At 44.4% G+C, this 19,191-nt stretch carries 8 protein-coding genes; all 8 read left to right on the top strand.

The window, feature by feature from the left end:
- Positions 1 to 18 precede the first annotated feature (18 nt).
- The 8 genes from KHM83_RS13380 (at position 19) to KHM83_RS13345 (ending at position 19,173) form a co-directional block, all read left to right on the top strand.
- Positions 19 to 9,141, top strand: a complete 9,123-nt coding sequence (locus KHM83_RS13380; protein WP_343213155.1) for a leucine-rich repeat protein — start codon at positions 19 to 21, stop codon at positions 9,139 to 9,141.
- Positions 9,142 to 9,285: 144 nt separating this feature from the next.
- Positions 9,286 to 10,935 carry an S-layer homology domain-containing protein gene (locus KHM83_RS13375; RefSeq protein ID WP_213237532.1) on the top strand — a complete coding sequence of 550 codons (1,650 nt, stop codon included), beginning with the start codon at positions 9,286 to 9,288 and terminating at the stop codon, positions 10,933 to 10,935.
- Between the two features lie 4 nt (positions 10,936 to 10,939).
- Complete coding sequence (locus KHM83_RS13370) at positions 10,940 to 11,755, top strand: DUF4430 domain-containing protein (RefSeq protein ID WP_213237531.1); 816 nt, start codon at positions 10,940 to 10,942, stop codon at positions 11,753 to 11,755.
- Positions 11,756 to 12,643, top strand: a complete 888-nt coding sequence (locus KHM83_RS13365) for an energy-coupling factor transporter transmembrane component T (protein WP_213237530.1) — start codon at positions 11,756 to 11,758, stop codon at positions 12,641 to 12,643.
- Positions 12,625 to 15,264: an ATP-binding cassette domain-containing protein gene (locus KHM83_RS13360; RefSeq protein WP_213237529.1), complete on the top strand. Its 2,640-nt coding sequence runs from the start codon at positions 12,625 to 12,627 to the stop codon at positions 15,262 to 15,264. The genes KHM83_RS13365 and KHM83_RS13360 overlap by 19 nt, the downstream gene beginning before the upstream one ends.
- A 122-nt stretch (positions 15,265 to 15,386) precedes the next feature.
- Positions 15,387 to 16,163 (top strand): enoyl-CoA hydratase/isomerase family protein, encoded by a 777-nt coding sequence (locus tag KHM83_RS13355; protein WP_213237528.1) that lies wholly within the window; start codon positions 15,387 to 15,389, stop codon positions 16,161 to 16,163.
- A gap of 33 nt (positions 16,164 to 16,196) precedes the next feature.
- Positions 16,197 to 16,883, top strand: a complete 687-nt coding sequence (locus KHM83_RS13350; RefSeq protein ID WP_213237527.1) for a hypothetical protein — start codon at positions 16,197 to 16,199, stop codon at positions 16,881 to 16,883.
- A 268-nt stretch (positions 16,884 to 17,151) separates the two neighbouring features.
- Positions 17,152 to 19,173 carry an FAD-dependent oxidoreductase gene (locus KHM83_RS13345; RefSeq protein WP_213237526.1) on the top strand — a complete coding sequence of 674 codons (2,022 nt, stop codon included), beginning with the start codon at positions 17,152 to 17,154 and terminating at the stop codon, positions 19,171 to 19,173.
- Positions 19,174 to 19,191 lie beyond the last annotated feature (18 nt).

The raw sequence follows: 19,191 nt of genomic DNA, 5'->3' as shown, positions 1-19,191 counted from the left end.
TACGCACCGGAAGAATCAATTCGCGATGCGGTTAAAACGATAAAACTAGAGTCAAACAGCAGTATTGTGTCTATTGAAAGCAACGCATTTAAAAGCCTAACGGCACTGGAAACAGTGGACTTAACGGGATTAGCCGAAAATGCGACATTAGGGAACTGGGTATTTAGGAGTTGTATCGGTCTGAAAACAGTGAACTTACCTGAAACAGTCACCGGTATTGGCAGAGGTGTTTTCTTTTTCTGTACATCACTCGAAGGCGTAACGGTATTAAATGCACAGATGGCCTTTGGTACAAATGGTGACAACACCGATACGACGATGTTTAATAGTACGACACAGCCAATAAAACTGTACAGTACAGATCCGTCGACGACCAAGACCTTTGCCGATCAATTTGACAATGTAACGTTTGAAGACTTAAACGGCGGCGCCGTGTCGACCTCGGCAACAAATGCTCAATACACAGTAGAAGACAATGTGTTGACGGTTATAAAAGCCGCGGCGCTGGATGGAGACGGCAACCTCGTGATCCCATCGACGGTTACCGATGCAGAAACAGGCAATGTTGCGACAGTAACAGCTGTCAAATCGTACGCACCAGAATCATCAATCCGCGATGCGGTTAAAACGATAAAACTAGAGTCAAACAGCAGTATTGTGTCTATTGAGAATAACGCATTCAAAATTTTAAAAGCACTGGAAACAGTGGACTTAACAGGTCTGGCAGAAAATGCGACATTGGGGAACTGGGTATTCAGGAGTTGTGAGCATTTAAAAGCAGTAATCCTGCCTGCAACAGTTACTAGTATAGGTAATGGCGTTTTCTTTTCATGTACATCACTTGAAGGCGTAACGGTATTAAACGCACAGATGGCTTTTGGTACAAATGGTGACAACACCGATACCACGATGTTTAACCTTACGACACAGCCAATAAAACTGTACAGTACAGATCCATCGACGACCAAGACTTTTGCCGATCAATTTGACAATGTAACGTTTGTCAAATATGTACCAGGATCAACACCTGAAGATCCTAATGATCCTAATGATCCTGAAACAGATCACTTTGAAGTCAATGATGAGGGCGTTCTAACAGCATATACTGGCAGTGGTGGTGCTGTTGTCATTCCTGCAATGCTCAACGATCACAAAGTAATCGGTATTGCCGCCGACGTTTTTAAAAGTAATCAGGATATAACGCATATCACGATCCCGGAAGGTATAGTGACCATCGGCAACGATGCTTTTTATAATTGCAGAAGCCTTACCGGTGTGCACATTCCCGCTTCTGTTAAGACAATTGGTGAAAATACATTTTCTAACTGCAGCAAAATGACCACTGTTACTTTTGCGGATGGCAGTCAGTTAGAATCAATTGGCGAACAGGCTTTTTCAAACGTTCCTATTACGGCTATCGATTTTCCAGATCATTTAAAAGACATCGGCGAAAGAGCTTTTCAATATTCGAAGCTGGAAAGTGTTTCAATACCAGCCAGTGTTGAAAGCATTGGTAATTATGCTTTTAGAAGTTCTCGTTTAATTGGTTATGACTCGACATTAAAGACAGTTTTATTTGAGAAAGATGCAACTGAAAAACGACAATTAGCATCATTGGGATATGGTGTTTTTGCCAATAGCAATGTCGAAAATATAACAGTTCCCGCCGGCGATATCACTTACGGTTCATATGCTAGTAATGCGATGGGGACTTTTGACAATATGGGATTGAAAAGTGTGAGCTTTGAAGTGGGGTTTGCTTCGGAAGCACTCCATTCGTATATGTTCAGCAACAATATCGCCCTTGCGTCAGTCGCCATTCCTGATAGCATAAAAATCATTACAGACGGCGCTTTCTATGGCTGTGGCTTAACCGCAATAGACTTTGGCGATTCTAAAGTGACGAAAATCAGTCGCAGTGCGTTTGGCAATACAAAATTCGTCGGTTTTACGGTTCCCGAGACCGTAAAAGTGATGGGAGGCTTAGATGCGTGTTCCGAATTAAGATATGTGGATTTTGGCGACAGTCACGTTGAAACGATTGGTGAAGATGCCTTTAAAAATTCAAATCAACTGCAAAGCAATACAGAAAGCAATGGGACGTTTACAATTCCCGCCAGTGTTAAAGCTATTGATGACGAAGCTTTTTACAAGTGCTATGGCATTAATAATATACGGTTTGACGATGATTCCAGCTTAAAATCTATTGGAGACAATGTCTTCCAACACACAACCTTTACGACCATTGAAATACCAAATACCGTCACGGATATCGGTTCTCAGCTTTGTGCTCAAAATGGCAGTCTTACGTCTGCAAAACTGCCAGCCAATTTGGATTCGCTTGGTCTAGGCGCGTTTGATCAATGTACAGCGCTGTACCAAATGACAGCAACGGGAAATACTTATAAAAACAGTACAATTGTCGTGCCTGATGGCTGGCAAAATATCCCGCGATTGACTTTTAGCGGCTGTAATTCAGATGGACTCAAGGCGATTGAAATAGCGAATTCCGTTGAAACAATCGGCAAATCTGCTTTCGGCAATATAAGGCTCTCTAGCTTAGTGATCCCGGAATCCGTGAAAACAATTGAAGACGGCGCCTTTTATAATTCAGCGCTGGAAAGTATTGAGCTTCCTGCGACGGTTGAAAATATGGGTAAATCTGTATTTAACTATTGTGATCAACTGGCGCATGTTGTCATCTACAACCCGGCGATGAAATTTTCAGGTGATTTATTCGGCAGTACGACGCAGCCGATTACGCTCTACGGGCATACGGTATACGGCGATGCCAATGAACCGTCCAGTACGAAGAATTACGTCGATACCACAAGTGAAAGCAATATTGTATTTGCGGATATAAGCACTTACGTTCCCGACGATCATGATGAAACCGACACAGCGCTTCTAGGACTTTCCGCCGTTGGCGACAAGCCGTATGATACCAGTGGGAATATTAAAGGCAAGTCATTTAAAGCAGGGACATTTGAGCGGACGGATGATGCTGCGACGGGTTTTGATCCGGAAAAAACAAATTATAATTATTACGTCAATCTCAATACTGACGAAGTGATCTTTACATTGGGAACAGCGCGAGATGGCGTATTAAAATTAACGTATAAGGTCGCAGGCGTCACACAGCAAAGCGATCTCGCAGCAATCAATCATAAGTGGACGGCCGCAATAGTACTTTCAGGAGCCGTGACAGATGTTCAGTTTATTGTAGCAGACGCTGCGGATCCCAATGTGGCAACGCGCTATAACGTTCACATTATCAAGAGTGAAATGGAAACGTGGGGCCTTGAAAACATAGCCGATGTTTGGGATGTAGAAGGTTATTATATAGAAGGCAATAAAACGCAGAACACAGCTTTGGGCTTTTCACAGCAATTTTATGAAGCACAGGATTTAATCGCAGGCAAAAGCGGGCAGAAAACAACTGAAATACGCTCGGATGTCTTTATTTACAAATATACGCAGCAAGAAGCCGTGATGTATTTTACAATCTCAAAAGACAGTACCATTGCTTTTGATACGAGTACGGGAATCGGAAACAGCAAAATTGAAAAGTTGCCGGAAGCGGTGACGACAGCATCAGGGGTATCTCTGGATCAATACAAAGTGATTTTCCCCATTGCAGATAATACGATAGAACAGCTGCCCGAAATACCAAATGTAATTGTAACAACTGGCGATAAGTCATCCGCCTTTTCATTCACACTAAAATATCGATCACCCTATGAAGGCGTTTATACACCGGATCAAATAGTCGACTTTGAACAGGGCGCAAACCCTAACTTTGGTGCGAATGATTACGATGTCGTAGGTGTGATGGAAGCGTATGGCGCGTGGAATCATTACCTTAGCCTTGGTGGTCTCGGCGGTTATCTAACCGTTAAATATGATGAGCCAATTAAAAATGATATGAGAAATCCATATGGCATTGACTTTATGGTAGTTGGCAACTCTTTCCAAGGCGGTGCCAATCCTGAAGCCGCCAGTGTATCCGTGTCAAAGGATGGGATCGATTGGTATACGCTTGCAGGACAAGGGCACTATGAGCTTTCAACACAATACGAGACGGTGGTACTCAATAGCGGTAAAGTAGCAGAGACCCTTATGCTTTATCGGGGGACATTACTGCCATCACCGTATACGCTTGTTGGTTTTGGATATGCTGAAATTGCATCGGCCAGTAAAAATGCAGACAGTGAGGGCAGGTATTACATTACAGGTGAACCGTATAACCCATACACGGTAGACCCCTTCCAGAACGTCGGCGATGTGATGGATATTGACTGGGCGGTCGACCAAACGGGCAAACCAGCGAATCTCGATGAAATTAGTTATATTCGCATTCAAAATGTTTGTGATTCACCTTTTTCCGGGCTAGCGTCGTCGGAAATTGGTACCATTGTCAGGACGGATAATTATCAGTCGACCACTGACGTAGGCACGACGGCAGCGGCATTAGAACTTGCGGTTAATGGCATTGATGTGCTAAGCAAAACGCCTGATGATACTTCAACCGACGGCAGCGTAAGCTATTATGAAATAGTGCTGCCGCAAGCAACCGAGACAGCCAGTGTCAAAGCGAAAGGCGCGGGCAATGACAATATCTATATCAACAACGAACGTTCTGTTGGCGTCGGTGAATTTTCAGCATTATTTGATGAAAACGGTGAACGAACAATTCGCGTCATCCTGCAAAATGACATTAAAGAACCTAGGCTATATGTTATCCATGTCAAAGGCGGTGCAGCGGCTGACTTTGATACGTCAACAGATCTAAAGACAGTCCAAATTGCTCCGGGCGATATGAATCTTGTAAAGAACGGAGATCAATATATCGGCACCGTTGAGAATGCAGTTGAAAGCATTACCTTCAAAGCATCGACGCGTGTTGAAGCAGCAACGATGAAGCTAAAGGCAGAAAGCGACAGTGATTGGATTTTACTAAAGCAAAATATCAGGCATACACATGCTTTCCCACTCGCTGTAGGTGCCAATACATTCAATCTTGAAGTAACGGCCAGAGATGGTATTACAACAGCGATTCACACCATTATCATTACGCGCGAAACAAAAGACAATGATGACGATGATGATCAGATAACGATAAGTTTTGAGATGCTCGACAGTGAGGGTGCGGCTTGGATTGCGGCAGAATCGATGACAGTACCAGAAGGGTCATCGGTTAAGTATTTGACGGATCGCATACTTCAAAATAGAGGATACGCTTTTGAAACAAATGCCGGCGGGACTTATGTTGCAAGTATTACACATCCCAACGGAACAAAACTGATCGAAAAAGATGAAACCATTGGGCCAAATTCCGGATGGATGTTCAGGGTTAACGGCATTATCGGCGACTTGGGCTATGCTGAATACGTTCTGGAAGATTCAGACAGCATACAGTGGTTCTATACCAAAGACTGGACGAAGGAAGATACGAACATTAATCCAGATCCAGACGCCGAAGCGCTGAAAGCAGCTAAGAAAGAGGCGATAGCTGAACTCGCAGCCTACAAAAATCCAGCAGATTATCGCGAAGCTGAAAAAGCAATGCTACAGCAGTACGTCCAAGAGGGTACTGATGCCATCAATGCGGCAGCAGATACCGATGGCGTATCAGCAATTTTAGCAACATACAAAACGTCTATCAACGCATTAAAAACAGACGCTGCATATATCGCAGAATCTGCGCTCGCCGATGCTAAAACAGCCGCGATCGCCAGCTTGAAAGGTTATGTCAGCGCCGATGATTACCGTGAAGCAGAACAGTCCCAGTTAAGCCTTCTCATGATAAACGGCGAGGCGGCCATCAATGCAGCGACTAGTTCAGAAACGGTCAGTTCGGTACTGCTTTCGTATAAAACTGAAATTGATAAACTGAAAACAGATGCCGAATACAAAGAAGAAGAAAAAACGGATCTTGACAGATCACATGCAGCAACGGCGAACTATCTGCTCACCAAAGTAGACGCACCAAATGTTGGTTCTACATTTGGCGAATGGGCGGTAATGGGATTGGCACGAAGCGGTGCTGAAGTGCCGAGCGCATACTACGATCAATATTACAGTAAAGTTGCGGCCTATGTAAAAGAACACATTGACAGCAGCGGCAGCCTAGACGGTATGAGTTCGACAGACAATTCGCGATTAATCGTAGCGCTTACTGCGATTGGCAAGAATGCTACCCATGTTGCGGGCTACAATCTGACGACGGCACTTGAAAACATTGAATACGTAAAATGGCAGGGCATCAACGGTCCGATTTGGGCACTTATTGCCTTAGACAGTCATGCATACGAAAGTTCGATAAGGGATACACTCATTGAGACGATCTTAGATGGCCGCTTAGCAGATGGCGGCTGGCATATAGACAGCAGTCAAACGGTTTCAGATTCGGATTTAACGGGGATGGCGATTCAAGCCCTTGCACCTTATTATGACAGCAATACAGCCGTCAAAGCAGCGGTTGATGAAGCACTTGCACTGCTGAGCAAGAAACAGGATAACCACGGTGATTTTGGCAGTGCAGAAGCGAACAGTCAAATCATCGTCGCATTGACAGCACTGAAAATTGATCCTCACACGAACAATGATTTTGTTAAAAATGGGAAAAGTGTCGTTGATGCACTGCTTCAATACGCCATTGTGGGCGGCGGGTACAGTCATGCGATTGGCGATTCAGTCAGTCAGATGGCGACTGAACAAGGCTATTATGCCATTACAGCATACAACCGATATAGAAATGAAGCGTCAGCACTCTATGATATGCGAGAAATCCGTTTTACAAAAGTAACAGAAGCAGTAAAAGCGGCTATAAAAGTAGAGGGCAATCAGGCAAAAGCCGAAGTTACGGCAGATCAGGTATCCGATGCACTGGATAAGGCAAAGGCGAAAGGCGCTGACAGCGTTACCATTGCGGCGAAAGAAACCGGCGATGCAAAATCAGTTACTGCCATGTTGCCGAAAGCCGCAGCAAAGCACATAGCCGATGCAGATGAAACCATTTCCCTAACCGTTGAAACCAAAAGCGGCACGGTTGATATTCCGCAAACCGCACTTGAATCAATTGTTGCGCAAGTGACAGACAGCGAAAATGTTGCAATATCCGTTGATCAAAAGTCGGATGAAGAACTTGCGCAAATCAAGCAGAACCAGACGATTATTGATGCCAACGTGGATACGACCGATGCATTTGCCGTCGAGGTGAGCATTCAGGCGGCAGATCATAAAATCACGAGTTTTGGCGGTCAGTCCATTAAAATTGTACTGCCTGCCGGACCAAATCACGAAGACGGCAAGTCCTATACGGTTTTCGTTATTTCAGATAACGGTACCGTAGAAGCGTATGAAGGCCTTTGCATAATGCGCGGCAGTGAATTGGTTGTTGAAGTTGATATTGCACATCTCTCTACTTTTGTCGTCACCAAAATGGTTGTGACCAACGATGAGGATGATGACGACAACGACGATCCGAACGACGAGCAGACCAATATAACCGTTACCTTTAAATTGTTGGGTGCAACGATTCACAACGGTGAAGGTACGATCCAAACGCTGAGAAAACGCAATTTGACCACTTGGATCAACACGACCTCCGTCACAGTTCCAAAAGGGTCGCGTGTTGGCGACGTCTTTAAAAAAGTGCTGGACGCAAATGGTTATCGCTATGTTGGTCTTTCATCAAATTATATTAAATCCATTACGACGCCAAGTGGTGTCAAGCTCGCTCAATTTACAAATGGCAATCTTTCGGGCTGGATGTATACAGTGAATGGCAAGCATCCGACACTGGGCATCATTGAGCAGCCCGTTGCAGACGGCGATTCCATCATTTGGCACTATACCGATGACTATACACAAGAAGAAGGCAGTGACAAATGGGATGATAAGCTAAACGCGGGAAGTTCAGAGAGATCCGATGGCGCATCACTTTTCGATGGGCATTTAGGCGGCTCAGCAGAGATGGTATCAGCTGTTGTTAGAGTATCCGGCAATGCTGCAACCGCAAGTGTTACAGCAAAACAGATTACTGATGCATTAAATGCCTCAAAAGCATCCGGCAGCGCGATTATCCGTATTGCCGCAACGAGAATTGACGATGCAGATGATGTCAAAACGCTTCTGCCCAAAACAGCGGTAAAAGCAATTGCAGACAGTCAAAAGAGCCTTGTCATTGAAACCAAGGAAGGTTCCGTGGGCATGACAAGCGAGACGCTGACAGCCATTGTATCACAGGCTGACGGCAGTGATGTTGCCATTGCAATCGCCGGCAAAACAGCCGATGACGTTAAAGCGATCGGTTTGAAAGCTGAACAAGCGATGATTGTGGAAATTAGTATAACATCAGGCGGCGAAGCGGTCACCAGCTTTGACGGCAATGAGTTGAATCTGGCAATCCCGGTTGACGATACTTATCTGGAAGGTAAGCAATATGTCGTCTATATCATTTCGGATGATGGGGAAGTGGAAACAGCTGAAGGGCAGTGTATTACAAGCGGCGATGTGCTCGCTGTAAAAGTGGCGACAACACATCTTTCAACTTTTGCCGTAACAAACGAAATGGCGTGGACCAATCCATTTGAAGACGTTTCTGAAGGCGCATGGTATTATCATCCGGTTCAGTTTGTCGCACAACAAGGCATTGCAGCCGGTAAAGGCAACGGCAACTTTGATCCGGACGGTGAACTCAAGCGAGCCGAATTTATCGCCATGGCCTTTAAAGCTTATGGCATTGCAGCTGATACAACGGTTGGTGATAATTTTGCAGATGCAGGCGGCGCTTATTATTCAGGTTATTTGGCAGCGGCAAAACGCCTTGGCATTTCCAGTGGGACAGATGCATCGGGCACATTGTTTTCTCCAAATGCACCGATCACGCGTCAAGATTTAATGACGATGCTGTATCGCGTGCTCGACGTTCTGGACAGGCTTCCTGAAGCAAACACAGGGGGCAAAGCGCTCTCAGACTTCACTGATTCCGATGAAGTGGCATCGTATGCAAGAGAGGCCATGCAAACATTTGTCGAAGCAGGCAAGATTAGCGGATATGATCATAAGCTCATGCCGCAAGCGAACATAACGCGTGCACAAATGGCACAGATTTTCTATAATCTGCTGGTTGATTAATACGAATGCACCTCGTTATGACATAAAAGCCTTTTTAAGAAGGTAATAAACGGCTACAGAGTGTAGTATAAAAGCGACATAGAGACCCGCTGTTCACTTGATTTGAGCAGCGGGCATATTCGCTTAAAAAGGAGGGGGATGTGTATGAAAAAAACAATGGCGGCATTCGTTTTGTTAATCGCAATGATGACCTCGCTTCCCATAGCATTTGCCGCGAGTGATTCGATTCTCGACACCGCAGTGAACAGTTCTGCAAAATATATGTACGAAAAAGTGAAAAAGCCCCAAATCGGCAGCATAGGCGGCGAATGGGCGATTATTGGATTGGCGCGAAGCGGGTACCCTCTATCACAGGCATATGTTGCAGATTATACCGATTCAGTGCAAGCTTACTTAGAGGCACATAATGGTATCTTGGATGAACGAAAGTACACAGAGTATGCCCGTGTTATTTTAGCGCTTACAGCGATAGGGATTGATGCCAGAGAAGTTGCAGGCTATGATTTAACGCGCCCTTTGGGTGATTTTGAAAAGACGGTTTGGCAGGGAATCAATGGTCCGATTTGGGCGTTAATCGCGTTAGACAGCGGCAATTACCCAATGCCGGTGAATGCCGATGCTGAGAGACAGGCAACGCGAATGCTTTATGTGAATGAAATTTTATCCCGTCAGCTCGATAATGGCGGCTGGCAATTAAACGCAAAAGGCGGCAGCGGCAACGCAGATCCCGATCTCACTGGCATGGCGCTTCAAGCACTCGCCGACTATCAGGAAAATGATCGGGTCAAGGTGGCAACGGAAAAAGCGCTTAAATGTCTTTCAGAAGGGCAAAATCAAAATGGCGGCTACACGTCATGGGGCGAAGAAAATGTCGAGGCATGCGTCCAAGTACTGGTAGCAATGTGTGAACTCGGAATCGATCTTGAAGACAGTCGCTTTGTTAAAAATGGCCATTCGCTGCTTGATAATATACTTACTTTTAAACAAACAGATGGCAGTTTTAGTCATACGCACAGCGGCGGCGGCAGCAGTCAAATGGCATCGGAGCAAGGGCTTTATGGACTGGTGGCAGCAAAACGCGCTGCAAATGGCGAAAACAGTTTGTATAGGATGTCAGATGCCCTTTCGATCAGTGATGGCGTGATCAGCAAAATGCTTCCTGCGGGTGAAGGCCTCCGGTATAAACATAAAGATGTAAAGGCAGTGCCGATTACCAAATCAGCGGTGTACTTTACGGATATTGATGGGTTGGCAAATACAGATGCGATTTACGCATTAGCAGCGCGAGCGATTATCAACGGCTATACAGCTGATCAGTCGTTCAGACCTCAAAATCCAATGAAGGGAAGCGAAGGTGCCGCGATGCTTACCATTGCTTTAGGGTTGCCGCTGACAGAAGTGATGGATTCTGATCATATGACAACGGGTGAATGGTATGCCAAATATGTTGAAACGGCAAGCCAATATGGGATTATCAGCGATAATGATGACGTCGCCTTTAATCCGAATAGTCTCTTAACCCGTGAGCAGACGGCTGTAATGATGGCGAGAGCAGCAAAACTCTGCGGTTTAGAGACATCACTTACGCCAATGGCACAGAGAGACATTCTGGCTGGCTTCACAGATTATCCAACGGTTTCAGAATGGGCAAGGGAAGCTGTGGCATATTGCTATGATGCGGGTATTTTAGAGGATTCGGCAATGACAATTGACCCGAATGCACCGGCGCTTCGCGGTGAGATTGCTCAGATGGTCTATCGGCTGTTAAAACTTTCTAATCTCATCGAGGGGTAAAACAATGTGGTTTAAAAATAAAAAAAAACAAGTTATGATGCTCGTCATCATGGTAGTTGTACTGACGTTTGCATTTTGGTACGGCGGGAATGCACCCGGTTTAAGGGGTTGGCATACAACTGATGCAACGCGTGATCATGATAAAATTTCATATAATGAATACAATTCAGAAAGTATAGATGAGGTTGAGAGTACTGACAAGGTTGAAAGTACTGACGAAGTTGAAAATACGGAAGTGGGGCTTGGTGATATCGAAACAGATACGACTCCGTCGGATTTTTCCGATTCCTCACTTCGGGGCATGATTATCAATGAAGAGACCGGGCTGGATCAATACCAAACGGCTCCGGTTCCCGAAGGTATGCCCATACCTGTTGAACCTGAATCAGTTGTCATAAGCGATACACAGTACACCGCCACTCTGTCAATTTCATGTTCGACTATTTTGGAGAATATGGCATGGCTCGAGGATGAAAAAGTCTCCCTCGTGCCGGATGACGGTTGGATACTAGCGCCAATGGAAGTAACTTTTTATGAAGGGGAAAGTGTTTTTAATGTCCTGCTGCGGACTTGTAAACAACTCAAGATCCACATGGAGTACCAAAATACGCCAATTTACAACTCAGCTTATATTGAAGGAATCCACAATCTCTATGAGTTTGACTGTGGTGAGCAGTCGGGTTGGATGTACAGTGTAAACGGTTGGTTTCCCAATTATGGTTGCAGTCGGTACGGCCTCCAAGACGGCGATAGCATCGAATGGCAATATACTTGCAATCTTGGAGAGGACATCGGCGGCAGTGAGGCAGTAGGTGATTAGATGCGAAATATTGACGCTTTTAGCAGTTTTCATCCCTTGATCAATTGTCTGTATTTCATATTGATATTCGTATTTACCATGTGCTTGATGCACCCGATCATGCTTGCAATATCACTTTTAACAGGGATTGGATACAATTTATACCTTAACCGTCAAAAGTCGAGGCGCTTTAACCTTGTTTTCATTTTGCCAATGATGCTGCTCGCAGCACTTTTAAACCCTGCGTTTAACCATGAGGGGGTAACGATTTTAATGTACCTGCCAAACGGCAATCCCTTGACTTTAGAGAGTATCACCTATGGCATTGCTGCTGCGGCAATGCTTGCAGCAGTTGTCATATGGTTTGCCTGTTATAATGCCGTAATGACATCAGATAAGTTCGTGTACTTATTTGGACGAATCATGCCGGCACTATCACTGATATTGTCTATGACGCTGCGATTTGTACCAAAGTTTCTGACGCAAATTAAAGTGGTTTCTGAAGCGCAGCGTTGTATCGGAAGAGATGTGTCAAATGGCAGCCTGATACAAAGGTTAAAAAATGGCATTACCATCATATCGATTATGATAACGTGGAGTCTTGAGAATGCCATTGAAACAGCAGACAGCATGAAGTCGCGGGGGTACGGTCTGACCGGAAGGACGGCTTTTGCAATCTACCGTTTTGACAGTCGTGATAAAATGGCGTTGATTTGGCTTATTTATTGTACGGCTTATATAGCAATGGGGTGGCTTTTAAACGCTTTATACTTCCGTTATTTTCCAGTGATGAAAGGCGCAGATTTTTCACCATTCTCAATTAGCTTTATGGTCATCTATTTTGCTTTGTGCGCCACTCCGATACTGATTAATATTTATGAGGACATAAAATGGAAACCTTCACGATAGAAAAACTGACATTTTACTACCCCGAACAGAAGCATAAGGCAATTGATACACTGTCTTTCGATATTATGGAAGGACAATTCGTTGTTCTCTGCGGCACATCGGGCAGTGGTAAGTCTACGCTGTTAAGGCAATTGAAGACAGTGTTGACACCCCATGGCGCAAGGTGCGGGAAAATATGCTTTGAAGGGAAGTTGCTAGACACGATTGATGAACGTGAGCAATCGCAGAAGATCGGATTTGTATTTCAGTCGCCCGATAATCAGATTGTCACAGATAAGGTTTGGCACGAACTGGCTTTCGGATTGGAAAGTTTGGGCTATGACACACAGACGATTCGCGGACGCGTTGCTGAAATGGCAAGTTTTTTCGGCATACAAACATGGTTTCACAAAAGTGTTGCGGAACTGTCAGGTGGTCAGAAACAGCTTTTAAATTTAGCGTCCATAATGGTTATGCACCCGTCCGTATTGATTTTAGATGAACCGACCAGCCAGCTTGACCCGATTGCGGCATCAGACTTTTTAGCGACAGTTGGTAAAATCAATCGTGAACTGGGGACGACAATCATGATGACGGAGCATCGTTTAGAAGAAGTGTTTCCAATGGCAGATCGTGTCATGGTCATGGATGGCGGCAGGCTCATTGCCGATGATAATCCGCATGTTGTCGGCGAAAAGCTCAACACGTCTGATCATGCAATGTTTATGGCGATGCCGACGCCAATGCGCATATGGGCAGCAGTGCCGAATGTATCGTCATGTCCGATTACGGTTCGCGAAGGCAGGGACTGGCTAAATGAATTTGCAATGAAAAATACAGTCAAACTTAGCGATTGGCCAAGTTTTGAAAGGTGTGATCGCGAAGAAAATGCGATTGTATTAGATGAAGTTTGGTTTAAATATGAAAGAGAAGCCGGCGATGTCGTCAAGGGCGTTTCTTTGACGGTTAAAAAAGGTGAGTTTTTGGCACTACTCGGAGGGAACGGCACCGGTAAAACGACGACGCTTTCCATTGTCGGAGGGCTGCGAAAGGCGTATCGCGGTAATGTGGCAGTAAATGGCAGTGTGGGCATGTTGCCCCAGAACCCTCAGACGCTGTTCGTTAAAAAAACGGTTCAGGAAGATTTGCAGGAAATCTTTAAGGGAAAGAAGATGTCAAAGGCTGTACGAACAGAAAAGATAGAGAAGATGATAAAGCTTTGCCAGTTAGAGACGCTCATAGACCGACACCCCTATGATTTGTCAGGCGGCGAGCAACAGCGGGCTGCTTTGGCAAAAGTCCTGTTGCTTGAGCCGGAAATCCTATTATTGGATGAACCGACAAAAGGTTTGGATGCAGCGTTCAAGGCTGTTTTTGCCGTGATCATACGAACTTTAATCGCAAGGGGCGTAACGGTCTTTATGGTGAGTCACGATATCGAATTTTGTGCAAAGTATGCACATCGATGTGCCTTATTCTTTGATGGTGCGATTGTAACGGCGGCAGTACCGCGAAAGTTTTTTGCCGGCAATAGTTTTTATACCACGGCTGCTAATCGCATGGCAAGAGCGAAGCTTCCGGATGCCATAACGGCGGAGGATGTCATCTTAGCCTGCGGCGGAACGGTAAAACCAGAGCCGGCAATCGATGCGTCAACGCCTGCATCAATCGTGACGAAGGAGATAGAAGCAAGTTCAATTGAAAAACCGCTGCCGCTTTGGCGAAAAGTAATTGCTGGACTGTCTGCACTAATTGCCGTTATTATTTTTATACAGGCAATACGAATCGCCGATTTAACAGTGCTCGTCAGACAAGGCAATATGGCTGAAAATCAGTTGAAAAGTGCGGTACTGCTCATTGCCTCTCTGGCCATTTTTGCGTTAGCAATTGCACGCAAATCACCAAAACCCATCTCCCCCATACAGGTCAGCCGAGATCAGCGCAAATTGTCAAAGAGAACGGTTGCTGCGGCAGTCCTTATGCTGCTGCTGATACCAATAACACTGTTTATTGGAATCTACTATCTCAATGGGAAAAAATATTATTTTATTGCATTGATGATTTTAATTGAAACCATGCTGCCGTTTGCGCTTGTATTCGAGGGACGCAAGCCGCAAGCGAGGGAGCTCGTCGTCATTGCTTCATTATGCGCCATTGGCGTTGCGGGCAGAGCCGCATTTTTGATATTGCCGAATTTTTCGCCTGTAATTGCAATTGTCATTATTTCTGCGGTAGCATTTGGCGGTGAAACGGGTTTTTTAGTCGGTGCGATGACAATGGTTGCTTCCAACGTCTTAGCAGGACAGGGACCGTGGACGCCGTGGCAGATGTTTGCAATGGGAATGATCGGGTTTACAGCGGGTATACTGTTTAGAAAAGGGGTTCTACGCAGAACGAGAGGATCGCTTTGTGTATTCGGCGCATTCTGTGCATTTGTCATCTACGGCGGTATTATGAATCCAGCCAGCGCTTTAATGTGGGCAAATGAATTGAATGTGAACATTATTTTGACGTACTATTTAACGGGCATGCCGATGGATTTAATTCACGCTGCGTCAACGGTTCTCTTTCTATGGTTTGGAGGGATGCCGATGCTGGAAAAACTTGATCGAATTAAAGTGAAATATGGCCTTATTTCGTAAATGATGTAGCTCATCTAATTGATAAATAGTATGATAATGATAGGCAAGATAGCTTTTGATGACGTTTTTTAGAAGTGAAGGTTGAGGCAAATGCCTTGATTATTTGAAAAAGGAGTGTCTATATGCAGTATTCAAGTGTGATCGTTAGCAAAAAAGACAATATCGGCATCGTTACATTAAATCGACCTGAGCAGCATAATACGTTTAATGTGCCGCTGGCGACGGAACTTAATCAAGCATTGATCGAACTGGAAAGTGATCAAGCGGTCAATGTCATCGTTATTAATGCCAATGGTGCCAATTTCTGTACGGGGATTGACGTCAATGATTTGGAAGGCAAAAGCAATAAAGAATACTTAGAATGGGTAACGCTTATGGAACAAATGAATGTGACCATTGCTTCAATGGGCAAACCGGTTATCGCGTCAGTACATAAAATAGCCGTGGCGAACGGCATTGGTCTCGTTGCAGCCTGTGATTTGGCAATTGCAGCTGAAAATGCAAAATTTGGTGCAACAGCTGTCAACGTTGGTTTATTTTGCATGGGGCCGGCGGTGCCTTTATTAAAGAGTTTAGGCAGAAAGAAAACCCTTGAACTGATTATGACAGGTGAACTCATTGATGCCCATGAAGCGCAGCGCATTGGCCTTGTCAATAAAGTCGTTCCTACAGAAAAACTGGCAGAGGAAACCATGGCCTTTGCCGCTAAATTGGCGAAGAAAAGTCCTTTGGCGCTTCAGCTGGGGAAACAGTCTTTTTATAAAATGGAAGACCTCAACTATACCGCCGCTTTGGATTTAACCAATAATCATTTTGCAACACTCTGCACAACAGAAGATGCACATGAAGGCGTCAATGCATTTTTAAATAAGCGAGAACCGGTTTGGCAGAAGAAGTGATGTGCACAATTTATGCGATGAGGTGATCGTTTTATGGTTTTATCAGAATATATGGAACAAACCCTTGATCTTAATGACTTGAGCCTTTCGAAATCATTTTATTATAATAGTATCGTGTTTTGTATCATTGATGCAGTCTTTTCAATTGGTGTTAGATATTCCAGTACATTAAATACCGTAACACGCTATAGTAAGCATTGTAAGGTTGCTTTATTCAGGGATTATGGAACGACATACAGTTCAATAGTGAACGAGTATACAGTTAGTGATTTTTTAAAGGATATTGAGCGATACAGTGACGACGCATTAGCTGATGAGATCTTTAAAAACAAGCAAAGAACTTCATCAAGAAATGGTATTCTAAAATCGCGTGCAGTACGAGCATTTGCGCTTATTTTAAAGACCAATGGCATTGAGGCATTTAGAGACGTTGAAAAAATGATGAAAAATCAAATAGTTGAAGATCAAATTCTAAGTATTAAGGGACAAAGCAGCGGAAAATCATTGTCATATTTCTATATGCTATCAGGAGATGAAGATAGCATTAAGCCCGATCGTCATATTAAAAATTATCTTAAAAGCTTTTGTGGGTCAAGTATTAATGACATTCAAGCAACAAACATGATTGAACAAGCGGTAACGACGCTGCAAGAAAAGTATTTAGGGATTAATTGTAGAAATATAGACCACTTAATCTGGAGATATGAAAGAAACAAGTGAATGGAGATTCAATAAAAGTTCATCAAGATAATCAAGATAATAAAAATGGAACGGCCTGATAATAGGCGGTTCCATTTTGGTTTAAACCTATTTGTCATCATGAACCAATTGTAAACTTTTTTTATGATGGTTGACATCAGTAGAGTTTACCGATAGAATGTAATTACACCCCCGGTGTAGGGGGGGGTAAAATGAAAAAGTATATGATATATGTCGAGGCCAATAGCCTTGATTGCTTTTAAAAAATACATTAGATGAGGTGATTAAAATGGAAAAGATCGTCATTATCGGCGGGGTTGCAGCAGGCGCTACCGCTGCGGCAAAAGTGAGAAGACTATCAGCTGATGCACAAATAACCATACTTGAAGCAGGGGCTGACATTTCCTTTGCAAACTGTGGACTACCATATTATATTGGCGGCGATATCAAGAGCCGTTCTAAGCTGATCCTTCAAAGTCCGGAAAGCTTTAACGATCAGTATCAAACAGCTGTACATATCCACACAACAGCGACGGCAATTGACCGTGAAAACAAGGTCGTTTATACTGCGGATTCAAGAACAGGCGAGAAAAAGCAGTTTGAATATACAAAACTTATCTTGGCACAGGGGGGCAAACCAATTGCACCGCCACTGCCGGGTGCAGATCAGGCGCATGTTTTTCAGCTTTGGACACTAAGCGATATGGATAAGATCAACCGTTATATTACAGATCAGAAACCAAAGACAGCTGTTGTCGTCGGCGGTGGATTTATCGGTCTGGAAATGACAGAAGCACTTGTAAAAAGAGGCATGAAAGTATCCGTTGTTGAAATGATGCCGCATGTGATGGGCATTATGGAGGCGGAGATTGCAGGCTTTATCCAAGAAGAATTAACATCGTACGGCGTTGATTTATATACGAGTAAAGCAGTTTCGGAAATCGGCGGCAATAATGTAAAAATGAAAGATGGTACAACCGTTGATGCCGATATGGTATTGCTTTCAATTGGTGTTCGCCCAACGTTGAAACTGGCACAGGAAGCCGGGCTCGCAATGGGTGAAGCCGGTGGTATATTAGTTGATTCAACATTGAAAACCAGTGACGATGCCATTTTTGCTGCCGGCGATATGATCGAACTGGAACATCGCGTACTCGGCAAAAAAGTGCGAATCCCACTGGCAGGACCTGCAAATCGCCAAGGCAGAATTGCTGCGGAAAATGCCATGGGCAAGAATCATCCATATAAGGGTTCCATTGGTACATCCATTGTTAGAGTTTTTGAAGCAGTTGCAGGCATTACGGGTATTTCTCTTAAGGCGGCAAGGGCTGAAGGCATTGATGCAGATGCCATTGTCATTCACAAAGAAAACCATACCTCTTATTATCCTGGGGCTGAGCTCGTTGCGGTTCAAGTGGTTTATGACAAGGCAACCGGTGTCGTTCTCGGCGGTCAAACAGCAGGCTACGACGGTGCAGATCGAAGATTGGATGTCTTGGCGACCGCAGTCGCAGCAAAACTGACCGTATCAGATCTAACGGATATGGACTTTGCGTATTCGCCGCCGCTCGGCAATGCGAATGATGCCATTAACATGGCAGCTTATGTTGCAGAAAATAGAATCTCCGGTTTTTCACCGGCGCTGACCATTCCAGAACTCGATGCGTACTTAGAAGGTAAAGAAGCACTCTGGATAGACGTCAGAGATGTGTTCTCTTTTGAAAAATCGCATGTTGAAGGTGCTGTCAATATTCCGCTTGAAATGCTGCCGTCAACGCTTCATCAATTACCGAAAAATCAGTTGATCTTCGTTTATGATGCAACGGGCAAAAAGGGTCATCAAGCTTTGCGGACGTTGGTGGGTGCAGGCTTTACCAGCGTCATAAATGTCAGCGGCGGGTTTATCAGTCTATCGAATTACAGAAGAGCGATTGAACCTAAAAATTTTGTTTTGAATTTACCGGCGCCAGAAGCCAAAACACTTGGTGAAAAAGAGGATGCCGCTAAAGAAACCGTTGCAAAAGAAACCGTGAAAAAGGAAATAGCAGCAGGACCGATTGTCATTGACGTTCGGACAGAAGATGAATTTGCTTATGGTGCTTATCCAGGCGCCGTTAACATTCCGCTGGATGAATTAGAAGATCGCGTCAGTGAGCTGGAAGATAAAGATCAGAAAATCGTGCTCTACTGTGCAACTGGTGCGCGCAGTGCCTATGGATTGCAAATACTCAAGGCATACGGTTATAAAAATGTAGAAAATGGTGGTGGACTCGCGAGAATGATGGCAAGCTATCGACGTTCAGCAAGTTAGTTTAGAAACAATCCATAT

Origin of the sequence: Fusibacter paucivorans (assembly GCF_018390735.1) — a bacterium.
Taxonomy (GTDB): Bacteria; Bacillota; Clostridia; order Peptostreptococcales; family Acidaminobacteraceae; genus Fusibacter; species Fusibacter paucivorans.
The sequence above is the reverse complement of the archived record's forward strand: the minus strand, read 5'-3'. Positions and strand labels throughout refer to the sequence as shown.